Raw genomic sequence first — 22,221 nt, 5'->3', positions numbered from 1 at the left:
AGGTGCTCTAAATAATATCTTTTCCCAAATGAAACGATGGATATTTTAATTTTGGTAAAAGGTCTTCTTTCATGCGTTGGGTATTGCAGTAATAGGGAACCGAGCCAATTTTGATGAGATCCTTTGTAAAAGGGGTTTTTGTTGCAAAGAGTTGCGCAAATCGTTCGCATAACCATGCGACGGTATAAACGCTCCATAAGGGGACTCGCCATGGTTTTTTGCAACGCCATTTTTGGCAAGCCTCGTCAAGAAAATTTTGTAAAGTAATAGGTGCATCATCACCTAACGGATAAATTCCCGAAGCGTGGGGGTTTTCAATAGCCGATTTGCAACAGGCGAGAAAATCATCAATTGAAAGTAGGTGAATAGCGGTGGGTTTTCTCCATATCCCTAACAGCCAAATGAGGGCTAATTTTTTGGCAAAGGCTACCATCAAAATATCTTTGCCGTAAATCATGCCGGCCCGAAGGGAGATGGGTTGCATGGCACTTGATTGGCAAGCTTCAAATAAATATTTTTCAGCTTTTAGGCGTGTTGTGGCATGGGCACTGATGGGATTTTTGTCTTGTTGGTTGGTACAGGGATTTTTTTGTGAGGTTGGGCCTTCTACGTGCGGAAAGCTAATCAAGACAAATCTTTTTACTTTTGCAGTTATGGCTGCATCAATCAAATTTTTTGCATATTCAAAATTAGTTTTATGAAGAAATTTTTCAGGCTGAGGTGCAAAGAGCACACCCGCAAAATGCACGATGACGTCACTAGCTTCGCATACCTCTTGTAAGCTTGTGATGTTACCCAGGTCACATTGAAAAGTGTGGGTCCGCTCATCGTTCAGCAGATCTTGTGCAAGGGAGGCGGTATGATACATCAAATTCAAGGTGTGAGTAGATTCTTGGAGTAAAGATCGAGCCAACAGGGAACCTAAGTTCCCAGCTGCACCCGTGATTAGGATTTTCATATCAAGGATTTATTTTCTACTTTTTAATTCTTTAATCAACAGTTCGTCTTTGGGACGGCCAGTTTGTTTTGATTTAATGAGATCATGCTTTGAAACATAGTTAATTTTGATAGTTCCAATCTTTCTTTGGAGACGGTTTTTAAAGGCTTCTGCAAAATTAAGTTTGCCTGCTTGTAAAAGCAAATCAACTCTAGGGATATCCCCTATGATTGTTATAGGTTTGGCCAGCACCTCTTCAGGTGTGATCTCTTTACTTAGTCCTAATGCTAATTCTTCCAAGGCTTCTAGAATTTTCTTTGTGTTGTCAAAATCTTTAGGGATGAGAATGTCGATATCTTTGGTTCCTTCTGAATATCCGTGAAGATTAGCTGCAACGCCCCCTACAAGCACGTATTTTGCTTTGCTCTTGGCTAATAGCTTTAAGGCATGTAAAAATGATGGGAGGTTAACGATACCAAGGGTTTTTTTGCTTCTTTTTCCAGTGTTCATATTCTTTGAAAGAGTTAAAAGATTTTACTAAAGGTTTAAAAGGATAAGGGTTAAGCAACCAATAACGTTGATAGAGTTCTTCTAAAACATTCAGGCGTTTTTCAACAGACCACTTGAGACCTTCTAGAGAGTTATTACTTTCGAAGGTTGAAAATTTTGCCATAGGCCCATTATAAACAGCTTATCATGGATCATGCAATAAAACCTTACAAATGGATAAAGATGGCACCGGATATCGCTATGAACCAAAAGTTTTTAAACCGGCCCCGAAGATCATATTTAATCCTTCTTGCCAAGGAAACAAATGAATTTTACTATTACTCATGGCTTTTTTATTTTGAGATAACACGATTAGTTTCGAATTGGATATTTCTTTTGCCAAAGCATACTGCGAATTAAAATCGTTCAGGCTCTTCACCTCGCCAGATTTAATCTCAATACACACTTTTTTATTTGGGGATGATTCTATGATGAGATCAATCTCAACCCCATCCTTCGTTTTTAAAAATGACAATTTATGATCTTTTTCCAAATATTTATTGAGTTTATAAATTTCTCCAATCATGAAACTTTCAAAAATTTTTCCGTACTCATATGTTGATTCAGAAATTTTATGATCAGCCAACCCTCTTAGTGCCCTCAGTATTCCTGTGTCAAAATAATAAAACTTTGAACTACTAATCTGCTGTTTGCGAACTGACCTGTGGTAAGGTTTTAAATGAAACCCAAGCAAAGTATCTTCGAGAATAGAATAGTATCTTTCTATGGACTTATCATTCGTATTGGCCTCCCGTGCAATCTTCGAAAAATTAAGAATCTCACCATTCATTTGCGCCGAGACTTCCAGAAAAGAATGAAAAGGATCTATATTTCTGATCAGCTGTTCTATTAAAATTTCTTCTTTAAGATAAGTATGGATATACGATTTTAAAAATCTAACCTTGTCATCAACACGAATGTAATCATCTCCAAACAAAGCGGGCAGACTGCCCCAAGAAAGAATGGAATTTAAATCAAAATCAGATTTTAATTCTAAAAAACACAGGGGGAATAAATGATAAACAAAGGCCCTCCCAGCTAACAGATTGGCCCCCCCTCTTTTTAATTTTCGAGCGGAAGATCCCGTTAAGGCAAACTTGATTTTTTCTTTTTCGATTAAATGATGAACAACATCTAGTAAGGCTGGGACTTTTTGCACTTCGTCAATCACAACTCTGTCTGGTTTCTTCTTAGCATCGATCAAAGCTTGAATTTCTTGTTTCAATCGATCTGGATGACTTCGATACTTAGTCAACCTTTTAATTTACGGGCCCTACTGCCAAAGGTATACTTCCAACCTCAGGCGTATTATAATGACCCTTATCGTTCCATAGCACTATCACAAATGGATAAAAATGGTTGGACAAATGGATGATCATATCAAAAGTATGATAAAGGTTCAGTTTTCGGACAGTCATGTTCTTGGGAGTAGTAGCAAAATCGTAACTTCGTCATAGATCATTCTGGTTTGGGTCAACAGCCCACGACAACTTTGTTCCTTCCGGACAAAATTTATGCGCGCCCGGCGTGATTCGAACACGCGACCTACGGCTTAGAAGGCCGTTGCTCTATCCAACTGAGCTACGGGCGCAATTCATGATTGGCATTTTCTGTCACTACTTTCGGTTGATTTTCAAGATGTTATTACAAATTCTTGAGATAACGTTTGATTTCATCATGATTTCCCACTCGATGTAGAAAAATTTCGTTTTCTTTATAACCAAAGACAATCCTCAACCCTAAACCTACTCGGGCTTCATAAATTCCAGAAGCATGGATCTTTCTTAAACCCATTCCATCGTGCCGATGAATATCTTTAATAATAGTAGGTATTTTTAATAACACAGAAAACACACTATTGCTTTCTTGCTTTGGTAAAGCGGATAAATCTCGTTGAAACCTCTCGGATAGGGTGATTTTCATAGGGAAGTTAACGGTTTTTGAGCTGTTGAACTGCAGCCTTCATCGAACGAAATCTTTTGGGTTTCGCCATGGCAACTTCTTCCCAAAAATGTTCTGCTTGTTCGTCGGTTAGATGGGTGACAATTTCTAAATTTTTTTCAGATAGGGGAAGGATGGAAGCAATAATTTTTGATCCCTTTAATAGTACCACTTGTTCTCCTTCAATAGCCTTGCGAACCAAATAGTTTAATTTTGCTTTAGCTTGCTGTAAATTAATTGCGATCATGAGCAGATAATATCAATAAAATAGGTCTTAAATCAAGGTCCTTTTATAAAGACCTATATTTTTTCTTTTTAAGGGTCATTTTTTGATTTAATAACCAAATGACAATTCCAATGGCTAAAAATAGGAGGCTACGGGCGAAGGCCTGCCATGGGAATTGGGTTAGTAAGGCAATGCAACTTGCGGCTCCCAATAAAGGAAACAGAATGGGAAATTGAGTTGGAGCAGGGGGGGCTTTTTTTAGTTTTAGTTTGATGAGGCTTAAGTGAACCATTAAAAAAACCGTGGTGATCATGAGGCTAGTGGTTTGGGCAAGGATTTTAACGCCGCCTGTAAATACCAATAAAAGCACGAAACTATAAGTCAGGAGTATGGCTACCCATGGGGTTTGGCGGGCATGGTGTACTTTGCCGATCCAAGCAGGTAGTAAATTTTCTTCTGACATACCGTAGAGTAAACGTGAGGCCATGATAAGATTAATAAGCCCTGTGTTGCTAATGGCCAGCAGTGCCACCAGGCTAAAGTAGGTATTGATATTGGCAATGCCTGTTTGTTGAAAGACTAACAGGAGTGGGGTGGTAGATTGATGAATGAGTTGGGCAGGGACATTCAGCACTAAGCATAATGCAACCAGGGTATAGAGAACGGTTGAGACTCCAATAGAAATCAAAATGACGCGAGGGATGTCGCGAGAAGGGTTTTTGGCTTCTTCAGCTAAATTGCTTAAATCTTCGAATCCTATGTAAGCATAAAAAGCCAGTGCGATCCCAATACCTATCTGATTCAGTTGTAGGCCTTGTAGGGGGTTTTGTGAAAACTGTTCGAGGATGGCTGGGTTGATTAGTTTTACACCCACCACAATAACAGCGATTAATCCGCAGACTTCAATAAAAGTAAATAGAATATTCACCCGAGAAGATTCTTTAATGCCCCAAAAGCTCAAAAAACATAGGCTAGAGACTAAAATAATTTTTGCCAAGGCATCGTTAATGATGATTAACTTTTGTAAATAACCACTAAAGGCAACCGTGATGGTCGCAGCCGATGCTAAACCAGTTCCCAAGACGAATACACCGGTTAAGGTTGCTACCATGGGGCTTTGAAAGGCGCGTTTGACAAAGGCGACTGCCCCGGCGGCGACAGGGTAACGAGACGAAAGCTCAGCATAGCTGATGCCGGTGAGCAGGGCCATCAGGGCAGCCAATAAAAAAATGAGCCAAATACCATGAAAAGATACCTCAGCGACTTTGCCCACGAGCGCATAAATGCCTGCGCCCAGAATGTTGCCGATTCCATAAATTAAAAGCGAAACAAATCCTAAACGACGTGCTAGAGGCATAATTTAAACCACTCATTGAATTTTAATATATTTTATTTCAATCACTTCTACTTCGCGAGGGCCCTTAGGGGATTGAAAACTTACGATGTGGCCAACCTTGCTTTTTAATAAAGCCTTGGCCAACGGTGCATTCCAACTAATGTGCCCTTTGGATGGGTCAATTTCATCGGCTCCAACAATAGAATAAATTTTTTCTGCTCCTGCTTCATCACAAATGGTGACGGTGGCGCCAAAAAGCACTTGCTCAGATTGAACGGCCGTAGGGTCGATAATTTCAAAGGCCTCAATGCGTTGGGTGAGAAAGCGAATGCGGCGATCGATTTCGCGTAGGCGTCTTTTGCCATAAATGTAGTCGGCGTTTTCAGAACGATCGCCATTAGAGGCGGCCCATGCAACCGTGGCGGTCATTTCCGGGCGCTTGACATGAAGCAGATCGTGGAGTTCAGCTTGTAATTTTTTAGCCCCAGCTGGAGTGATGTAATTTTTCACAGCCATTTTTTTCGTCTGAAATAAATGAACATACCACCTGCCACCGCGAGGATAATTCCCCAAATTCCAAAATAACCCCAGGGCCAGTTTAATTCTGGCATGTTTTTAAAATTCATTCCATAAACCCCTACGATAAAGGTCAGTGGCATAAAAAGGGCTGTAAATAAGGTTAATATCTTGATAACTTCGTTCATCTTTCGATTCATGAATGAAAAATAGGTATCGATAATGGCAGTTAACATTTCGGCCATGGTTTCAATACCGTCTGAAATTTGCAGCAGATGGTCGTGAACATCACGCAGGTAAACTCGGGTTGGGGTGGCAATTAAAGTAGAATCGCTCTTTTGTAAGCGTTCAATCACCTGAAGTAAGGGCCACACCGCTCGACGAAAAGTAAAAATATCTTGGCGATATTCGTGAATGTCTTGCGAGAGCGTATCTTCGGGTTGAGTCAAAACCTCTTGTTGGATTTGGTCGATTTTTTCATGGAGGTCTTCTAACACAATGAAATATTGATCAACGATAGAATCCAATAAATTATAAAATAAATAATCAGCCTTTAATTTACGAATTTTGATATTATTTTTACGGATGCGATCTCGGATTCTATCAAACTCGTCACCGGCTTTTTCTTGGAAAGACAACACATATCCATTACCTAAGATGAGACTGATTTGTTCGGCTTCCAACACTTTGCCAATATCTTTGAAAGAACTTAACACCACGTAAATATAGTCCCCAAATTCTTCTATTTTAGGGCGTTGGTTGGTATGAAGAATATCTTCTAATAAGAGGGGATGCAGACCATAGGCCTCACCAATATTTTTGATAAAATCAACCTGATGAAGCCCATTCATGTTAACCCAGGTGATGTAGTTTTCTCGGGTGCTGGAGGGCAGGCCTTTGAGTTCTTTAAATTCTTGTTCATGTAATTCACCCTCATTGAACTGAAAAATTTGAAGAGATACTTCGTCGGTCTTTCTTTCTCCTACATGGATGAGGCTGCCAGGCGGCAGGCCGCTTTTTTGGGAATAGCGTTTCAATTTTAATGGCATGATTAACCTCGAAAGGAAGAGAAGATAGGGTTTTCGGCGACTTTAATTTGATGCGTTAAAAAGGCCTTTTGGAAAGACTCAATCAACTGGTTTTTTGCCTGAAGAAAGTTTTCTTTTTTAGTTGAGACCAAAAGATCAATTTCCAAAATTCCATTTTTTAGATCGGATAAAATAATCGTGGGTTTAGGTTCGGGTAAACAAAGGGAATTGTTTTGAATGATTTCTGAAATTAAATTCGAAATCTTTTCGATATTTTCTGAAAAGGAAAAACGTAGCTTAATTTCAATCGCACGAATTCGAAAATGAGTAAGATTAGCGATTTTTGATTTTAATAAAGTTTCATTTGGGATGCGTACAAAAAGATTCCCCCCCGTTTTTAATTTTACCGATAATAAATCAATCGATAAAACTTCACCGGTAACACCTTCAACCTCAATCACGTCTCCCACCGAAAAAGCGCGTTCACCAATGAGAAAAATACCACTGATAAAATGAGCCAGTGAAGTTTGGGCAGCAAGACTCAAAGCAAGAGTTAGAATGCCCGCGGTGCCCAGTAATACGGCGAGCGAAATGCCTAATTGGTTAAGCACCATGGCCAAGGTGATCAGCACAATGGTGTAGGTGATGGCACGGTTTAAGAGCATGCTTTGGTGGCGAGTTAAGTAAGGGTAAACCCATTTTAAACTGCGCCTTAATACAAATAATATGAGCAACCCTGCTAAAAGAATGGCTCCAACTCTTAATAGGTTGGCTAAATGAGGAGGATAGAGGTATTTGATGATTTCGCTGCCAATTCCTAACCACATCTTGGAATTATTAACTCAAAGCTTGCGGGATAACAAGAGTTTAGCCTAATCGTGAAATGAGTTCATCGAGAGAAGGGGCATTTTTGGCTTTAATCATTACCGAAAAACGTTGTTTAGGATCATTCAACCAACTTAAGGAAAATTGCCCTTCACCATAGAGAGGTGTTAACGCTTTTTTTAATTCAGATTGTAGGGCGGCCCAAGTTGATTCGTTGTTGGGGCTTAAAGCCCGATCATTAATCATGAAAAGTAATTCGTTGGTATTTAATTTTAAAGGGGGGTGAAATTCTGAGGATGAAATTAATTTTTTACAGGTTTGAAGAAATTCACGAAGAGTTTGTTGAATTTTAGTTGGGTTATTTTCAGTTAAGGGTTGTTTGCGATTAAATTGAAAACCCAAACGCCGGTGGGTATGATCGAGGGCATAATCGGTGTAGTGGCCAATGAGGATCGTCCAAGGGCCATCGTGCACATGTTGATAGTCGGCTACGTCAACAAAGATTTCAGGGCTGTTAGGAATCCACTGGTTGAAGACTTTAAAGAAAATATCAGGCGAGGCTACTTCTGGGTTTTCGAAATAAATTTTCCAGTTAATTTTTTGTATATCCACTTTTTGTCATTGCGAGCCATGTCATTACCCGACTTGATTCCCCGATCAAGTCGGGGGAGGTAACCAACGATAGCGCGACAATCTCACCTTAATTGTTCATACTCATTCGGGTGTAGCAATTGTAAGCAGCTTCAACAAACAACTGAGCTTCTTGAATTTTTTGTTTCATTTGATCTTGATTAAGTGTGGCTAGATCGGTTTCGTGAGTTTTGAAAAGATAATTAGCAAATTTATCCCCTGCAAAGGGATCGTAAAACTTTTCAGTGTCACAAAAACTTTTCTTAAATTCTTGTAAAATAAGTTCAGGGTCATTGGAAATATCGGGATTATAACCTTTAATAAGGCCTTGCGCGGCATGGATCATGGCACGATAAGCAGTATGCACGGCTTGCAAGGTTTGACCTTGTTCAAGTTGTACTTGAGCTTCAAAGACAATCCGATCGGCCTCTTTTAAACCAAAGTCGACTAAAGAGACTACTTCACCCGCACATTCACCGGTACCAATGTCACTTGTGGTGAATTCACGCACATCGCCCCAATCAACATAGTAGCTGGGTTCGGCTTCGTAGGGCGGAATCTCCATTAGTTTAACCAAACGGTTTTTGAGTTCAACTTTACCTAATCGGCCAATATAAGTTTTGAAAGGCTCGACTGGTTGTTTTTCCCGTAAATACATTTCAGTTAGAAGATCGACGGTTGCAGGTACTGCCTTCGAAGGGATCCCCCCCACGGCTAGCCCATAGCTGCCACCGTTTTCGGTCCATTGTCCGCCTAAAACCAATTGAAAGTGCGGTACAATCCGATTGCCCACTTTGCGGCTGATGCCGTAAAATCCGATGTCAGAGATGTGATGCTGCCCGCAAGAATTAAAACAACCGGAAACTTTAATTTTAAGATGACGGATGGCTTCATCCATCTGAACCATGCGGGTGGCCAGGTGATGCCTTAACTCACCAGCTAAGCCGCGGCTTGAGGCGTTACCTAATTTGCAAGTGTCGGTGCCAGGGCATGCAGTGATATCGATGATGGTATTGGCAACCGCATCGACGAGATCAATTTTTTTAAGTTCATCGTAGAGACTGGGTAAGTCGCCTTGGTTGATCCAGCGGAGTGCAATGTTTTGTTCAACAGTCGTTCGTACTCCATCTTTAACAAATTTTTGCACGAGGTCGGCTAAAACCCGCATTTGATTGCTGGTGATATCACCCAGTGGTAGGGCGATTGTGACAATATAGTAGCCTGGTTGTTTTTGGGGTTGCACGTTGGTGTTAAGCCAAGCCAGGTAGTCTTGGTTATTTTGGTGAGAAGTGGGTGCCGCACTTAAAGCTCGATGAGGCTTTTCTTGGAACTGATCGATGGTTGCCAAATAGTCTGTCCAGCGGAGATCTTCTTTTAATCGGGCACGCTCTTCAAAAACCATCTGGCGGAATTTTTCAATGCCCCAATCATTGACCAAAAACTTAATCCGAGCGCGCGAGCGTTTTTTCTTTTCGCCATAGCGTGCATAAACACGGCACACCGCTTGGGTGAGTGCCAACAATTCTTCTTCAGTGACAAATTCGTCTAAAAGTTTAGCTTGATAGGGAACTGCACCTAAGCCACCGCCCACATAAAATTCAAAACCCCGTTTAATTTTTCCGTTTACTTCTTGGGTTTTAGCGATCAACCCCATGTCGTGAATGTTCGTTAAACCGCAGGGGTTTTGTTTACAACCTGAGAAGGCAATTTTAAATTTGCGGCCAAAATCTTGCACATCGGGGTGGCCTAATAAAAATCGAAACATGGCATCGGCATAAGGTGTGACATCAAAGGCCTCAGTTTTGCATACTCCAACAATGGGGCAGGCGGTGATGTTGCGTATCGAATTGCCACAGGCCTCGCGAGTGGTAATGCCAACTGCGGCCAATCGGCGAAACATGCTGGGAGTATCTTCGATATGCACGTAGTGCAACTGAATGTCTTGGCGCGTGGTGACGTGACAAATACCGTCAGAATATTCCTCGGCTAAATCCGCGATCACGTCCATTTGTTCGGGATTCATTCCCCCGTAGGGGATCTTGATGCGTTCCATGCCAGGGGCGTCCCACATTGTATTGGGGCCCTTGGTTAGGGCATTGGGAAAGGGGATCTTGCGTTGTTCTTTGCCATCGTGGCGCGTGCCATTGTCGTAGCGTTGACCATAAGCCCCACGACGCAGCCGCGTTTCTGCAAAAATCCTATCTTCGATCTTGCCCTGCTTTTTTAAAAAAAGCTCGGTTTCAAATTCGTTAATTTCTGTTGCCCATTGCTCAGGCATTTTCCCAGAACACTTCTCTTTCCAGATTTCGTCGGATTCAGAACGATGCAAAATGGATATTGGATTTTTGGTCTCCATAGAAAAAGTAGTAACGCTAGAAGGCGCGGAGTGTCAAGAAGGGTTAAAGAATGTTGTTTTTACCTTTTCATCGACCGTGATTCCCGAAATTTGGGCAGTTTGCACAAGTTCCCAATAATAGCGATAAGTAGCGCGATCATGAAGGTCGCCTGCATATTGAATGGGGCCCCAATCCGCTTCGTAAGCGGCTAGCAAAATAGCCGCGGCTTTTTGTACTTGGGAATAATCCGGTGCCATGGCGTCAACAATAGAATCGACTTGTGTGGGATAAATCGACCACATTCTCAAAAACCCAAATTCGGTTTTGGCTCGCTTTGCATCTTCGTAGGTTTTGTATTTATCTTTCAAGTCAAGCGTTACATTGTGGGCGGGGATAATACCATAAGCCAGAGCAGCTGCTACCACGGTGGCCTTGGCACGTACCACCAAAGCATGTTCGAATTGCCCCGGAGATTTCATGCACGCATCGGGTATGGCGCCGTGATGGCCCGAGATAAAATCCATCAATCCAAAGTCAAGCACTTGCATCCAAGGTAGGCTGGCAATCTCAAAGGCATCCCGCAGGGCCCCATGGGTTTCGACTAATACATGAATAGGGATTTCCCTTTTAAGCCCGACTTCTTTGGTCTTATCTTGAATGTAACTGATCATCTCTTTAACTTGTTTTACCGAGGTTGGTTTGGGGATGGTGATGTAGGCCATCCGATCACCAATGGCTGGCACGACAATGTCGACATCTTGTTTCCAATGGCCATGCGTGTAATCGTGAATTCTTACTCCGCTCATTTTATGTTGGTTCAGTGCACTTTTTTGAATATCACAAATCATTTGAGCGTGTTCTTTTTCGCGGCCGGCGGGGGCACCATCTTCGCAGTCCATGGTGATATCAAAAACCCCACCTTTTTTATTCTGTAATTCAAGTGCCTTGGTGATGAGTTTTTCGCTGCCCGCGAAATGCTCACAGGTGGGAATAATCGGAAAGGGTTTTTCACCTTCAAACAGGGCCTTATTAGGATGAATATTTTTACTCATGAGTTCCTCACTTTGCGGCCCTATCTATCGAGCAATGCCCGGCAATACAAGTGAATTTTGAGTTTTCGTTGACTTATGGGATCTATCCATTTTATTGAAGCCCCCTGAATAGAGGAATTTATGGGTTTTAAAAAGATCGATCATTTGGGGATTGCGGTTCCCTCTTTAAAAGAGGCCTGTGCATTATATGATTCTTTACTGGGCAAAAAAGCGGATCATATTGAAGAAGTTGAAGATCAAAAAGTAAAAGCGGCCTTTTATGAAATAGGGGGTTCGAACTTAGAATTGTTAGAAGCCACCAGCCCCGAGAGCCCGATCGCCAAATTTTTAGCAAAAAACCGCCCCGGCATTCATCATTTATGTGTAGAAGTTGAAGATATTGACGCAGAATTGGCTAGGTTAAAAAAACAGGGTTTACAACTCATTGACGAAAAACCAAGAATTGGGGCGCATGGCAAAAAAGTGGCCTTTGTGCATCCCAAATCAACGGGTGGTATTTTGCTAGAGCTTTCACAAAAGATTTTAAAATAGGGTTGATGACTTATGGAATTTCAAAAAGAAAAAATTTTAGCCGATATTCAAAAGGCCGAAGCGGCTTTAGACTTGGCGATTAGTTATTTAGCTCGTGAGTGTGAAGAAAAGGGTGAGGTGAGTGTGCCCAAGCTCGATCGTCATCAGGTGCTGGCCTATGATGTGGCGTGGGTTAAAAGTGAATTGGTGGCAGCGAGCCAGATTGTGGAATGGGCTGAAAATAAAGGTGAGTTAGAAAAGGGTTTGGCGAGCATTTTTGTGGGTGAGGCCTTGGTCGATGCCAATAGTAAACTTACGCCTAAGGCCAAACAAATTGGAATGGGGCATTTTTTTTCACCAGAAATTGATTTGTCGGTTTATGAAAAAGTTACCCAACTCATTCATGATACCCAAAGTTTTGGAAATTACGGCTTAACTGAAGATCAACAAATGATCCGAGAAACTTTTAAAAAGTTTGCAGAAGATGTTGTTAAACCTTTAACTGAAAAAGTGCATCGTCAAGATCTGCTCATTCCCCAAGAAATCATTAATGGGTTAAAAGAATTGGGTTGCTTTGGGCTTTCGATCCCGCAGCGTTACGGCGGTTTTCAAGACGATGCCAAACCCGATCACATGGGTATGTTGATTGTGACCGAAGAATTATCGCGGGCTTCGTTGGGGATTGCTGGTAGTTTGATCACCCGCCCCGAAATTTTATCCAAGGCGATTTTAAAAGGTGGCACTGAGGAACAAAAACAAAAATGGTTGCCACTCTTGGCTAGTGGGGAGCGGATGGCTGCCGTGGCAGTGACCGAGCCTGATTTTGGCTCTGATGTGGCAGGCATGCGGGTAGCGGCCAATCCTACCGAGGGTGGGTATTTAATCAATGGGGTCAAGACTTGGTGCACCTTTGCGGGTTATGCCGATTCGCTCATGGTGCTAGCGCGCACCAATCCCGATTTGAGTGCGGGTCACCGTGGGCTTTCCATTCTCATTGCCGAAAAACCCAGATTTGATGGGCATGCTTTTAGTCATACTCAAGAGAGCGGTGGCAAGATTGAAGGCAGGGCCATTGCGACCATTGGCTATCGGGGCATGCATAGCTACGAAGTGGCTTTTGAAAATTATTTTGTGCCGGCAGAAAATTTAATTGGTGGTGAGGCGGGGTTGGGCAAAGGTTTTTATTTGCAAATGGAAGGCTTTGCTGGTGGTCGTATTCAAACTGCGGCTCGGGCCAATGGGGTCATGCAAGCTGCTTTAGAAGCTGCTTTGAATTACAGCAATGATCGCAAGGTATTTAAACAGCCGATTATTAATTACCAACTCACTCAATATAAAATTGCCAAAATGGCGGCGATTTTACAGGCCTGTCGACAATTGACCTATTATGCGGCTCAATTAATGGATGATGGCAAAGGCCAAATGGAAGCGAGTTTGGTTAAATTTTATGCTTCTAAAATGGCCGAATGGGTTACGCGCGAGGCCCTGCAACTCCACGGTGGTATGGGTTATGCCGAAGAATTCCCAGTCAGTCGTTATTTTGTCGATGCTCGCGTGTTCAGTATTTTTGAAGGTGCGGAGGATGTGTTGGCATTGCGAGTGATTGCGCGTACGTTGGTAGATCAGAAAATGAAAGGTTAAAATATGAATATGAAAATGAGAGCAGTTAGGATGGATCTGGATGGAAAAGCCCAATACCAAGTGTTTCATGATGATAAATTATTAATTGCTTTTGATGGAAATGGAAACGGAAAAATCGAAAAATTTGAGACGATCATGGAGTCTTTAGGAGCAGGGCAATTCCGCACTGCTAATCAATACCGAGAACAAATTAACAAATTTGTTGAAGATTATTCCAAGAAGAAGGTTTCAATTGTTGCAAAAAAAGTCTCTGATCAAATTAAGAAATCAAAGGCACAAGGTACCGAATTAGATGTCAATCATTGCGATCGATCTAATACAAGTAATTTTGGTATTCAGTATGTCGGAGAGAACTATGAGGTGTTAGAGCTTAACAACGATGCCAAAACAGATTATGCTATTTTTATGGTTGATGGGGTTAAGTATACAATTGGAGAGAGTGTCTTATACAGTGAACCCTATCATCAAAGAAAAGTATGTCATGATATTTTTCGTGATAAGAAGACAGATAAAGCAGTGGCAGGCATTTTAGCTAAGTTTGATATCCTCATGCATAAAGTTGAAGTGCCTAGTCGCACTCCGTAACAAAATGGAGAAATGATGACTCATATTTCGTATCCTATCTTTGATGAACAAGCTCCCCATCAAAAAATTGATTTAACCCAAACCAAATATCCCGAATATGGCCGGGTGCTAGAAGATTTTGAAGTCGGAGAGGTTTTTTGTCATCCCCGTGGCATTACGATCACTGAAAGTTTTGCTATTGAATTTGCCACTACCTTTATGGAAGCCAACCCGCTTTATCTCAACCGAGAATATGCCAAGGCTCATGGGTTTAAAGATTTAGTCGTTTCACCTCTATTGGTGATGAATGTTGCCTTGAGCTTGGGGGTGCAAAATGATTCTGAAAAGGCCATCGCTAATCTGGGTTATTACAATGTTTGTTTTGCTAAGCCGGTTTATCCTGGCGACACGTTGCATTCTAAAACCTTAGTTTTGGATCGAAAAGTTAAAGAGGGTAAGCCTGGGATCGTTACCATTCGTACCTTGGCGGTCAATCAACAAGGAGAAACGGTTTTACAATACGATCGCAAAATCATGGTAGCAGGGGTGGGTAAAAAGAGTGAAGCCTCAACGTTGGCTGGTGAGCCATTTCCAGAATTGAAACAATTATCGATCGAATTGCCTGAAGCTAAAAAAGCCTATCCCAAAAATCTCACGGGGGTGCGCAGTTATTTCGAAGATTTCAAAGTAGGGGATATTATTGTGCATGCCAATGGTCGCACCATCACCGATGAGCATTTTCCTTGGACCTATCGGGTGATGAATACCCATCCCTTGCATTATGATCGCCTTTATTCAACCGCCCGCACCGGTGCGATGAGCGGTGAACCTATTGTTTATGGTGGTTTGGTGTTTGCTTGGTTAGCTGGCCTGGCGAGTCGCGATATTTCAGAAAATTCATTAGTCGATTTTGGTTACACCGAAGGCTATCACACCCAGCCAGCGATTTCGGGCGATACGGTTTATGCTATCTCCCGAGTGCTTGCCAAAGACGCAGGCCCACAAGGCTATGAGGCTGGCATTGTGACCTTTCAACTCATTGGCGTTAAAAATATCCGTGCCAAACCGGCCTTAGAAAAATACGGTGCAGATCTTTTCATCAAAGAAAATAATAAAAAAGATCTGGGCAAAGAAAAAATCCCCGAAAAAATCTTCGAAATCGAACGCCGCCTTTTGATTAAAAAAAGGTAAATGCCTTTTGAAATTCAAAGACCTTCTGCCTGACATTATTTTTGAAACGGCGAGTTGCCAAGGTTATCAACCTACGGGTGCGTTGTTTCCTTTGAGCAGTTATGAGAATCGAGTTTACGAAATTGGGGTAGAAGAAGGGGAGCCCATCATTGCCAAGTATTATCGAACCGGGCGTTGGAGGGTTGGGGCCATCGCCGATGAGCATCATTTTATTGAGGCCTTGGCAGAAGCCGAGATTCCGGTTGTTTCGCCACTCGTTTTGAAAAAGCCTATTCCGGCCTTAAGCACCTTAGCCCAATATCAAGATCTCTATTATTCTTTTTATCCAAAGTTTAGAGGGCGCGAACGGGCAGAATATACTTTAGACGATCTGCGTTGGTTAGGCCGAAGTTTAGGCCGCTTGCATAATATCGGAGAAACATTTCCGGCTAAACATCGCTTGCATTTAAATCCACAAACTTTTGGTTACGATAGTCTAGAATTTATTCTCAATCATAACGATGTGCCCGATGAATTGAAATCAAAACTTGAGTTGCACTTAGAACAAGCCTTGGAATTGTGTGAACCGTATTTTGTTCCCCAACTTAAAATCATTACCGTGCATGGCGATTGTCACCCGGGTAATATCTTATGGAATCAAGTAGGGCCCTACTTACTGGATTTTGATGACATGGTCATAGCACCCCCGGTGCAAGACATATGGATGTTGTTTCACGGCACAGTCGACGAAAAACAAAAACAGCGTGAAGCCTTTTTTGAAGGTTACGAAGTATTTCGAGAATTTGATTATTCAACGCTTAGGTTAACCGAAGCCCTTCGTACTTTACGTATGATTCGGCATGCGGCTTGGATTGGCCAACGCTATGAAGAAAGCGCATTTAAGATCGCCTTCCCCTATTATAAGGAACGGCGCTACTGGGAAGCTTATTTGCAAGAGATTCGTGAACAAATTGCACTTTTGCAAGAGGCAACGTGGGGATGAACAGCGGTTAAATTATATTTCCCCTTTGCGGAATTTTTCTTGGATTTCTGCAATATCAGGATTGGATTTGGCTACAAGATTATTAAACTCACGCATGTCTTCAAGCCATGCTAATTTCTTTTTGGCAGGAACTTGCATGTACTCTAAGAGTTGTTCTCGGGTTCGATAATAATCAAACCCTTTTCTTTTTTTTAAGGGTTTTTGTTTTTTCATTCTGTTTTCGGATACGTAAAATTTCCTTTAGAGCCCTGATATCAGCTAAATCCTGTTGTCGGCTAGCTTCTGTTTTTAATTTTATCAAATCAGGGATGCTAATGACAGGAATATTTACCCGCCTATCTAAAGGGATCAACTCTTTCCGTTTATAGATTGATTCAAATGGTAGGGGGTGTTTGACAAATACGTCGACGACATTCATCAAATCTTGTTCATGGTAAAAAGAAAAAACAATCATGTTTTTGTTTTCGATCCAATCTTGTCTATTTTTAGCATCAGCAAAATCTTCTGCTTTTACAGGCACCTTTGGCTTATAACCGAGGCGGGTCATTAGGTGGCAAAATTTGAGTAAGTTTTTATTTTCAAGGTATACTACTAAATCAATGTCTTTGGTTGACCGAATGACCCCATACAAATTAACTGCAATTCCACCAACGAGTAAGTAGCGTATTTTTTCTCGGTTTAATTCTTTAAGAAGATCAACAAACTTCATAATAAACTCCCTTGACCCTACCCTTAAAACTCTTTAAAAGTCAAAGTCTATGGCAGTGAAACATGATGAAACATGGTTGATGCGTACCTATTCAGGGCACAGCAATGCCAAGGCAAGCAACGAACTTTATCGCACTAACTTAGTTCGTGGGCAAACGGGCTTGTCTGTTGCCTTTGATCTACCTACTCAAACCGGTTACGATAGCGATCACCCCTTAGCGATCGCTGAAGTGGGGAAGGTTGGTGTGCCTATTTGCCATATCGAAGACATGCGCGCACTCTTTAAAGAGATCCCCCTTGATAAAATGAATACCTCCATGACCATCAATGCTACAGCACCATGGTTATTGGCCCTTTACATTGCAGTGGCCGAACAGCAAGGCGTGGATCAGGCAACACTTTCCGGCACTACACAAAACGATATTTTAAAAGAATATCTTTCACGTGGCACTTTCATTTTTCCACCAGAACCTTCCATCAAACTCACCACCGATGTGATCAGTTATACGGTTAAAAATCTTCCCAAATGGAACCCCATGAATGTTTGCCCCTATCACTTACAAGAAGCGGGTGCCACACCGGTGCAAGAATTGGCCTATGGGTTGGCCAATGCCATTTGTTTTTTAGATGCTTTAAAAGCCAGCGGGCAAGTGGTGGGTGAAGATTTTGAAAAATCGGTGGGAAGAATTTCTTTTTTCATGGATTCTTCTATCCATTTTGTGGAGGAAATCTGCAAAATGCGAGCCTTTGTAAAAATGTGGGATAAGATTACTCAAGAACGCTACGGGGTCAAAAATCCAAAATATCGTTTGTTCCGTTATGGGGTGCAGGTGAATTCTTTGGGTCTTACGGAGCGTCAGCCCGAAAATAATGTGCAACGAATTATTTTAGAAATGTTGGGAGTGACCCTTTCCAAAACGGCTCGGGCCCGGGCCATTCAATTGCCTTGTTGGAATGAGGCGTTGGGTTTGCCGCGCCCCTGGGATCAGCAGTGGTCTTTACGCATGCAGCAAGTGTTGGCTTTAGAGACAGATCTTTTAGAATACGAAGATATTTTTGAAGGCTCAAAGGTGATTGAAGCTAAAACAAAAAGCTTGATGGCCGAAGCTCAAACCGAGCTGCAAAAAGTTTTGTCAGTGGGTGGTTCAGTTAAGGCGCTAGACTATATGAAACAACAATTGGTGAGTGCCAACGCCAGAAGGTTTGCGGCCATTGAAGAGGGGGTAACTAAAGTAGTGGGGATTAATTGTTACGAAGACACGGCACCTTCACCCCTTACGGCGGGTGGTGATGCGGGGATCTTGAAAATAAACGAACAAGCCGTCATGCAGCAAATTCAAGCTTTGCAAGCTTATCGCAGCAAAAGAAATGAAAAGACAGTCCGTGCAGCCTTAGTTGCTTTAAAAGATGCTGCTGAATCGGGTGCTAATATTATGCCGGCTTCTATTCAGGCCGCCAAAGCAGGTGTGACGACGGGTGAATGGGCCAATACCTTGCGAGAGATTTTTGGGGAATATCGAGCGCCAACCGGAGTGAATGCACAAAGTGCAATTCAAATTCATTCAGATTCATTTAAAAATTTGCGTGAAAAAGTTGAAGCTGCGAGTAAAAAATTAGGTGGGCGCATTCGAATCTTAGTAGGTAAGCCTGGGTTAGATGGCCATTCGAACGGGGCTGAACAAATTGCCGTGCGGGCGCGCGATGCAGGTTTTGAAGTTATTTATCAAGGTATTCGTTTAACCCCCGAACAAATTGTCAATGCTGCCCGCGACGAAGGTGTTCAGGTGATTGGTTTATCCATATTATCCGGTTCTCATCTCGACTTGTTAAAAGATATTATGGCTCGGCTCAAAAAAATAGGCCTGCAAAAGATTCCTGTGGTGGTGGGTGGTATCATTCCTGATGAAGATCGAGAATCTCTGCTTGAAATGGGTGTGGCAAGGGTTTATACCCCAAAAGATTTCGAAATAAATCGCATCATGAGCGAGATAATCGATGAAGTCCTGGAACAATTCTAAAGAGAGGAGAAAACAATGACTCAAGAATTATACAATCTAGGTGATATCCCCGAGGTGGGTAATGTCCCTAAAAAAATGGTTGCACAGGTTATTCGTGCAGAAAGATTTGGCGAACCGGTCAGTGCCTTTCAAGAAGAAGTTATTAATGTCCCAGAAATTGGGCCCAAAGAAGTTTTGGTTTATGTAATGGCGGCAGGGGTCAATTACAATAATGTTTGGGCAGCGATAGGGGTTCCCGTCAACGTGATTGCAGCTCGCAACAAAAAAGGTGAGCCGGAAAATTTTCATGTTGGGGGTAGTGATGCAAGTGGCATCGTTTACCAAGTTGGGAATCAAGTTACTAATGTTAAAGTAGGGGATGAAGTTGTGGTGCATTGTGGGTGGTGGGACCCGGAAGATCCTCACGTGAAGGCGGGCAAAGATCCCATGCTAGCATCCAGTCAGTTGATTTGGGGTTATGAAACGAACTACGGTAGTTTTGCCCAATTCACTCGTGTGCAAGATCATATGTGTTTGCCTAAGCCTAAAAACCTGAGTTGGGAAGAAGCCGCTTGTTACATGTTGGTGGGTGCGACCGCCTATCGTATGCTGCATGGTTGGCCACCCAATGTGGTGAAGCCAGGCGATGCAGTTTTGATTTGGGGAAGTGCGGGTGGCTTGGGTTCCATGGCGATTCAAATTGTCAAGGCAGCGGGGGGCAAGCCGGTGGCTGTGGTTTCAGGAGAAGATAAATTTGAATATTGCAAGAGATTAGGGGCAGTGGGGGTGATCAATCGTAAGAAATTTAACCATTGGGGTATGCTGCCCCATTGGAAAGATACCGAAGGTTATGCCACATGGCTCGAAGGCGCCAAGGCTTTTGGCAAGGCCTTTTGGGAGGCGTTGGGCGAAAAGAAAAACCCGGTTATTGTTTTTGAACACCCGGGTGAAGATACCGTTCCAACTTCTACCTTTATGTGTGAAAATGGTGGGATGGTTGTGATTTGTGCAGGCACAACTGGTTACAATGCAACCGTTGATTTGCGTTACTTATGGATGCGCCAAAAGCGATTTCAAGGTTCGCATTTTGCTAATGATAGCCAAGCCAAGGGAATCAACGACCTCGTGATTGCGGGCAAAGTTGACCCATGTCTTTCTTCGGTTTTTGAATTTAAAGAAACCGGCAAATGCCATCAACTCATGAAAGAAAATAAACATCCCAGTGGCAACATGGCCATTTTGGTCAATGCTAAAAAACGCGGTTTAAGAAATTTAAGTGAAAGTCGATGATCGATTGGATAAGTAATCCTGATGCATGGATTGCCTTAGGGACATTGACTGCCCTTGAGGTAGTGTTGGGGGTTGATAATATCATTTTTATTTCAATTTTATCGGGCAAATTGCCCACTGCCCAACGAGCGAAGGCCAGAGGCGTTGGTTTACTTTTGGCCATGTTCATGCGGATCCTGTTGTTGCTTTCTATTTCTTGGGTCATGCGTCTTCAAACCCCCTTGTTTTCGGTATTTGCAAAATCAATTTCGGGTAAAGATTTGATTTTAATCTTGGGGGGATTGTTTTTACTCGCCAAGAGCACCTTTGAAATTCACGATAAATTAGAAGGTGAGGAGGGGCACGCTTCAACAAAAGTGCAGGCTTCTTTCTTTGGGGTGGTTTTGCAGATTATTTTGCTCGATATTATTTTTTCGGTCGATTCTGTTGTAACCGCGGTGGGCATGGCAGAATCGGTTATTATTATGATTATCGCCGTTGTGATTGCAGTTGGCGTTATGATGTTATCGTCGACTAAAATTAGCGATTTTGTGCACCGGCATCCCACCCTAAAAATGTTAGCGTTAAGTTTTTTGCTGTTGATTGGTTTTTCCCTGATCGCCGATGGTTTTTCCATCCACGTGCCCAAAGGCTATCTTTATTTCGCCATGGGTTTTTCAGTATTCGTTGAAATGCTTAACATCCGCCTGCGCGCCAAAACCCGTGCCCCTATCAAACTCCGCGAATCTTATGTGGGAGAAAAATAGTTTATTCCATTTCCTTTAAAAAAGTGAGCCCTTTTGCGCTCAAATGGGGGAAAAGGTCTTCTGACAAAATAATGGGTCTAGCCTTAGGGAATTGTTTGCAGAAAAATTGAAGGCCTTTGGTCCCCTTTTTATGTCCTGATTTTACTTCAATGGCGTAAAGATGGTGATCGGTTTTAAGAATATAATCCACTTCTTGGTTGCCTTCTCGCCAATAGCTGAGTTCTCCAGGAAGACGGAGGAGTTCCAATCCCACCGCCATTTCGAATAGCCTTCCTGGATCAATATCACGGTAGTGATAGGTTACCAGGGCAGGGCTCAAGGGTAGGATTTTAGGGGAAGAGGCCTTTTTTAAATGCACTTTATTAGAAAATTTTGGAAGTTCGGTTAGAAGGAAGGCGTACTTATACAGTTCAATATAGTGTTTAATCAGTTCTACATTCCCACGTTCTTGAAGTTGCCCTAACAGTTTATGATAACTTATTTCCTGGGCAGGATAAGCGCACAGAATTTCAAAGGCTTGTCTAAATAGAATGGGATTACGAACACTACGTTGGGAAAGAATATCTTTGCCGATAACGGTTTCAATAATGGCCTCACGAAGGTAGCTTTTCCAACGAGCCGGATCTTTAAGTAAGGTGTAACTTCCCGGGTAGCCTCCATACTTATAATAATCCTGAAGGGTAAAAGGATAAAGTTTTTTGGATTCATTGAAATTCCAATGATAAAATCGAACCACCTCAAAACGACCTGTCAAACTTTCCGTGAGCCCTTGTTGTAGGTTGAAACTACTAGATCCCAGTAAAAAGAGAGAAAGATGTTTTTTAGTCAGGCGGTTTTGATCATCCCACAACTTTTTAATGGTTTCTGACCAGTTAGGAATCTTTTGAATTTCATCTAGTACCAAGATGCCATGGGTGCCAAGGGTTTTGGCAACTTGCCATTGTTCTAAGATCCAGTTTTGAGGGTTGCCCACCAGATCATCTGCAGTGGCATAATGAGTAGGGAGAGGGCATTTTTTTAAGGTTTGGAAAATGGCTGTGGTTTTGCCTACTTGTCTTGGGCCCAACAAGACTTGGATAGTAAGCGATCACCAAACCCACCCTACACCTTACCTTAAAATCTTGGAATCAATTTTGTGGGGCACGAGTTTTTCGATTTGATCGGCGGTTTGGCATCGGGGCAGTTCAGTCAGCAAGTGCCTCATGTAGGCATAGGG

At 42.3% G+C, this 22,221-nt stretch carries 23 protein-coding genes and 1 tRNA gene; 8 read left to right on the top strand and 16 right to left on the bottom strand.

Annotated features, from left to right (window positions below):
- Positions 1–7: 7 nt before the first annotated feature.
- The 14 genes from HYU97_02795 to HYU97_02730 all read right to left on the bottom strand — a co-directional run bounded on the left by HYU97_02795 (position 8) and on the right by HYU97_02730 (position 11,376).
- A complete protein-coding gene (locus HYU97_02795) occupies positions 8–958 on the bottom strand; it encodes an NAD(P)-dependent oxidoreductase (protein MBI2335674.1) in 951 nt (316 codons plus the stop codon).
- Between the two features lie 9 nt (positions 959–967).
- A complete protein-coding gene (locus tag HYU97_02790; protein ID MBI2335673.1) occupies positions 968–1,447 on the bottom strand; it encodes a hypothetical protein in 480 nt (159 codons plus the stop codon).
- Positions 1,404–1,610, bottom strand: a complete 207-nt coding sequence (locus HYU97_02785) for a hypothetical protein (GenBank protein MBI2335672.1) — start codon at positions 1,608–1,610, stop codon at positions 1,404–1,406. The genes HYU97_02790 and HYU97_02785 overlap by 44 nt, the downstream gene beginning before the upstream one ends.
- Before the next feature lie 75 nt (positions 1,611–1,685).
- Positions 1,686–2,711 carry an ATP-binding protein gene (locus HYU97_02780; protein ID MBI2335671.1) on the bottom strand — a complete coding sequence of 342 codons (1,026 nt, stop codon included), beginning with the start codon at positions 2,709–2,711 and terminating at the stop codon, positions 1,686–1,688.
- 292 nt (positions 2,712–3,003) lie between these two features.
- Positions 3,004–3,077: transfer RNA gene (locus HYU97_02775), tRNA-Arg, on the bottom strand.
- A 53-nt stretch (positions 3,078–3,130) separates the two neighbouring features.
- Entirely contained in the window at positions 3,131–3,409 is a 279-nt protein-coding gene (locus tag HYU97_02770; protein ID MBI2335670.1) for a hypothetical protein, read from the bottom strand.
- A gap of 7 nt (positions 3,410–3,416) precedes the next feature.
- On the bottom strand, positions 3,417–3,674 hold the full coding sequence (locus HYU97_02765; protein ID MBI2335669.1) for a hypothetical protein: 258 nt from the start codon (positions 3,672–3,674) through the stop codon (positions 3,417–3,419).
- A gap of 43 nt (positions 3,675–3,717) precedes the next feature.
- Positions 3,718–5,010, bottom strand: coding sequence for an amino acid permease (locus tag HYU97_02760; GenBank protein ID MBI2335668.1), 1,293 nt, complete (start codon positions 5,008–5,010; stop codon positions 3,718–3,720).
- Between the two features lie 12 nt (positions 5,011–5,022).
- Positions 5,023–5,505: a transcription elongation factor GreB gene (greB, locus tag HYU97_02755; GenBank protein MBI2335667.1), complete on the bottom strand. Its 483-nt coding sequence runs from the start codon at positions 5,503–5,505 to the stop codon at positions 5,023–5,025.
- Positions 5,496–6,554 (bottom strand): magnesium/cobalt transporter CorA, encoded by a 1,059-nt coding sequence (gene corA / locus HYU97_02750; protein ID MBI2335666.1) that lies wholly within the window; start codon positions 6,552–6,554, stop codon positions 5,496–5,498. Before corA ends, greB begins: the two co-directional genes overlap by 10 nt.
- Positions 6,555–6,556: 2 nt before the next feature.
- Complete coding sequence (locus HYU97_02745; protein MBI2335665.1) at positions 6,557–7,360, bottom strand: mechanosensitive ion channel family protein; 804 nt, start codon at positions 7,358–7,360, stop codon at positions 6,557–6,559.
- A 40-nt stretch (positions 7,361–7,400) separates the two neighbouring features.
- Complete coding sequence (locus HYU97_02740; protein ID MBI2335664.1) at positions 7,401–7,970, bottom strand: hypothetical protein; 570 nt, start codon at positions 7,968–7,970, stop codon at positions 7,401–7,403.
- 88 nt (positions 7,971–8,058) lie between these two features.
- Positions 8,059–10,344 (bottom strand): nitrite/sulfite reductase, encoded by a 2,286-nt coding sequence (locus tag HYU97_02735; GenBank protein ID MBI2335663.1) that lies wholly within the window; start codon positions 10,342–10,344, stop codon positions 8,059–8,061.
- A gap of 33 nt (positions 10,345–10,377) precedes the next feature.
- On the bottom strand, positions 10,378–11,376 hold the full coding sequence (locus HYU97_02730) for a CoA ester lyase (protein MBI2335662.1): 999 nt from the start codon (positions 11,374–11,376) through the stop codon (positions 10,378–10,380).
- A gap of 120 nt (positions 11,377–11,496) precedes the next feature.
- On the opposite strand from HYU97_02730, the gene mce reads away from it, so the two are divergent.
- Genes mce through HYU97_02705 form a run of 5 tightly spaced genes read left to right on the top strand, consistent with a single transcriptional unit; the run spans position 11,497 to position 16,264 of the window.
- Entirely contained in the window at positions 11,497–11,907 is a 411-nt protein-coding gene (gene mce / locus HYU97_02725) for a methylmalonyl-CoA epimerase (GenBank protein MBI2335661.1), read from the top strand.
- A gap of 12 nt (positions 11,908–11,919) precedes the next feature.
- A complete protein-coding gene (locus tag HYU97_02720) occupies positions 11,920–13,527 on the top strand; it encodes an acyl-CoA/acyl-ACP dehydrogenase (protein MBI2335660.1) in 1,608 nt (535 codons plus the stop codon).
- Between the two features lie 9 nt (positions 13,528–13,536).
- Entirely contained in the window at positions 13,537–14,112 is a 576-nt protein-coding gene (locus HYU97_02715; GenBank protein MBI2335659.1) for a hypothetical protein, read from the top strand.
- Positions 14,113–14,127: 15 nt separating this feature from the next.
- Positions 14,128–15,282, top strand: coding sequence for a MaoC family dehydratase (locus HYU97_02710; protein MBI2335658.1), 1,155 nt, complete (start codon positions 14,128–14,130; stop codon positions 15,280–15,282).
- A 7-nt stretch (positions 15,283–15,289) separates the two neighbouring features.
- Positions 15,290–16,264 carry a serine/threonine protein kinase gene (locus HYU97_02705; GenBank protein ID MBI2335657.1) on the top strand — a complete coding sequence of 325 codons (975 nt, stop codon included), beginning with the start codon at positions 15,290–15,292 and terminating at the stop codon, positions 16,262–16,264.
- Positions 16,265–16,436: 172 nt separating this feature from the next.
- Here the strand turns inward: HYU97_02705 and HYU97_02700 are convergent, their stop codons facing one another.
- On the bottom strand, positions 16,437–16,973 hold the full coding sequence (locus HYU97_02700; GenBank protein MBI2335656.1) for a hypothetical protein: 537 nt from the start codon (positions 16,971–16,973) through the stop codon (positions 16,437–16,439).
- A gap of 49 nt (positions 16,974–17,022) precedes the next feature.
- Here HYU97_02700 and HYU97_02695 point away from each other — a divergent pair, with 49 nt between their 5' ends.
- The 3 genes from HYU97_02695 to HYU97_02685 are packed head-to-tail and all read left to right on the top strand — an operon-like array spanning position 17,023 to position 21,005.
- Complete coding sequence (locus HYU97_02695; GenBank protein ID MBI2335655.1) at positions 17,023–18,990, top strand: protein meaA; 1,968 nt, start codon at positions 17,023–17,025, stop codon at positions 18,988–18,990.
- A gap of 15 nt (positions 18,991–19,005) precedes the next feature.
- Positions 19,006–20,259: a crotonyl-CoA carboxylase/reductase gene (gene ccrA, locus HYU97_02690; GenBank protein ID MBI2335654.1), complete on the top strand. Its 1,254-nt coding sequence runs from the start codon at positions 19,006–19,008 to the stop codon at positions 20,257–20,259.
- On the top strand, positions 20,256–21,005 hold the full coding sequence (locus tag HYU97_02685; GenBank protein MBI2335653.1) for a TerC family protein: 750 nt from the start codon (positions 20,256–20,258) through the stop codon (positions 21,003–21,005). The genes ccrA and HYU97_02685 overlap by 4 nt, the downstream gene beginning before the upstream one ends.
- Before the next feature lies 1 nt (position 21,006).
- Here the strand turns inward: HYU97_02685 and HYU97_02680 are convergent, their stop codons facing one another.
- Positions 21,007–22,074: an ATP-binding protein gene (locus tag HYU97_02680; GenBank protein ID MBI2335652.1), complete on the bottom strand. Its 1,068-nt coding sequence runs from the start codon at positions 22,072–22,074 to the stop codon at positions 21,007–21,009.
- Positions 22,075–22,221 lie beyond the last annotated feature (147 nt).

Source organism: Deltaproteobacteria bacterium (assembly GCA_016183235.1).
Classification (GTDB): Bacteria; UBA10199; UBA10199; order DSSB01; family JACPFA01; genus JACPFA01.
This window is presented reverse-complemented; position numbering and strand designations above follow the sequence as displayed.

Excerpts from the sequence above, each read along its gene's own strand:
- HYU97_02795 (MBI2335674.1), bottom strand. The coding sequence starts at position 958 with ATGAAAATCCTAATCACGGGTGCAGCTGGGAACTTAGGTTCCCTGTTG.
- HYU97_02790 (MBI2335673.1), bottom strand. The coding sequence starts at position 1,447 with ATGAACACTGGAAAAAGAAGCAAAAAAACCCTTGGTATCGTTAACCTC.
- HYU97_02785 (MBI2335672.1), bottom strand. The coding sequence starts at position 1,610 with ATGGCAAAATTTTCAACCTTCGAAAGTAATAACTCTCTAGAAGGTCTC.
- HYU97_02770 (MBI2335670.1), bottom strand. The coding sequence starts at position 3,409 with ATGAAAATCACCCTATCCGAGAGGTTTCAACGAGATTTATCCGCTTTA.
- HYU97_02765 (MBI2335669.1), bottom strand. The coding sequence starts at position 3,674 with ATGATCGCAATTAATTTACAGCAAGCTAAAGCAAAATTAAACTATTTG.
- HYU97_02760 (MBI2335668.1), bottom strand. The coding sequence starts at position 5,010 with ATGCCTCTAGCACGTCGTTTAGGATTTGTTTCGCTTTTAATTTATGGA.
- greB (MBI2335667.1), bottom strand. The coding sequence starts at position 5,505 with ATGGCTGTGAAAAATTACATCACTCCAGCTGGGGCTAAAAAATTACAA.
- corA (MBI2335666.1), bottom strand. The coding sequence starts at position 6,554 with ATGCCATTAAAATTGAAACGCTATTCCCAAAAAAGCGGCCTGCCGCCT.
- HYU97_02745 (MBI2335665.1), bottom strand. The coding sequence starts at position 7,360 with ATGTGGTTAGGAATTGGCAGCGAAATCATCAAATACCTCTATCCTCCT.
- HYU97_02735 (MBI2335663.1), bottom strand. The coding sequence starts at position 10,344 with ATGGAGACCAAAAATCCAATATCCATTTTGCATCGTTCTGAATCCGAC.
- HYU97_02730 (MBI2335662.1), bottom strand. The coding sequence starts at position 11,376 with ATGAGTAAAAATATTCATCCTAATAAGGCCCTGTTTGAAGGTGAAAAA.
- mce (MBI2335661.1), top strand. The coding sequence starts at position 11,497 with ATGGGTTTTAAAAAGATCGATCATTTGGGGATTGCGGTTCCCTCTTTA.
- HYU97_02720 (MBI2335660.1), top strand. The coding sequence starts at position 11,920 with ATGGAATTTCAAAAAGAAAAAATTTTAGCCGATATTCAAAAGGCCGAA.
- HYU97_02715 (MBI2335659.1), top strand. The coding sequence starts at position 13,537 with ATGAAAATGAGAGCAGTTAGGATGGATCTGGATGGAAAAGCCCAATAC.
- HYU97_02710 (MBI2335658.1), top strand. The coding sequence starts at position 14,128 with ATGACTCATATTTCGTATCCTATCTTTGATGAACAAGCTCCCCATCAA.
- HYU97_02700 (MBI2335656.1), bottom strand. The coding sequence starts at position 16,973 with ATGAAGTTTGTTGATCTTCTTAAAGAATTAAACCGAGAAAAAATACGC.
- HYU97_02695 (MBI2335655.1), top strand. The coding sequence starts at position 17,023 with ATGGCAGTGAAACATGATGAAACATGGTTGATGCGTACCTATTCAGGG.
- ccrA (MBI2335654.1), top strand. The coding sequence starts at position 19,006 with ATGACTCAAGAATTATACAATCTAGGTGATATCCCCGAGGTGGGTAAT.
- HYU97_02685 (MBI2335653.1), top strand. The coding sequence starts at position 20,256 with ATGATCGATTGGATAAGTAATCCTGATGCATGGATTGCCTTAGGGACA.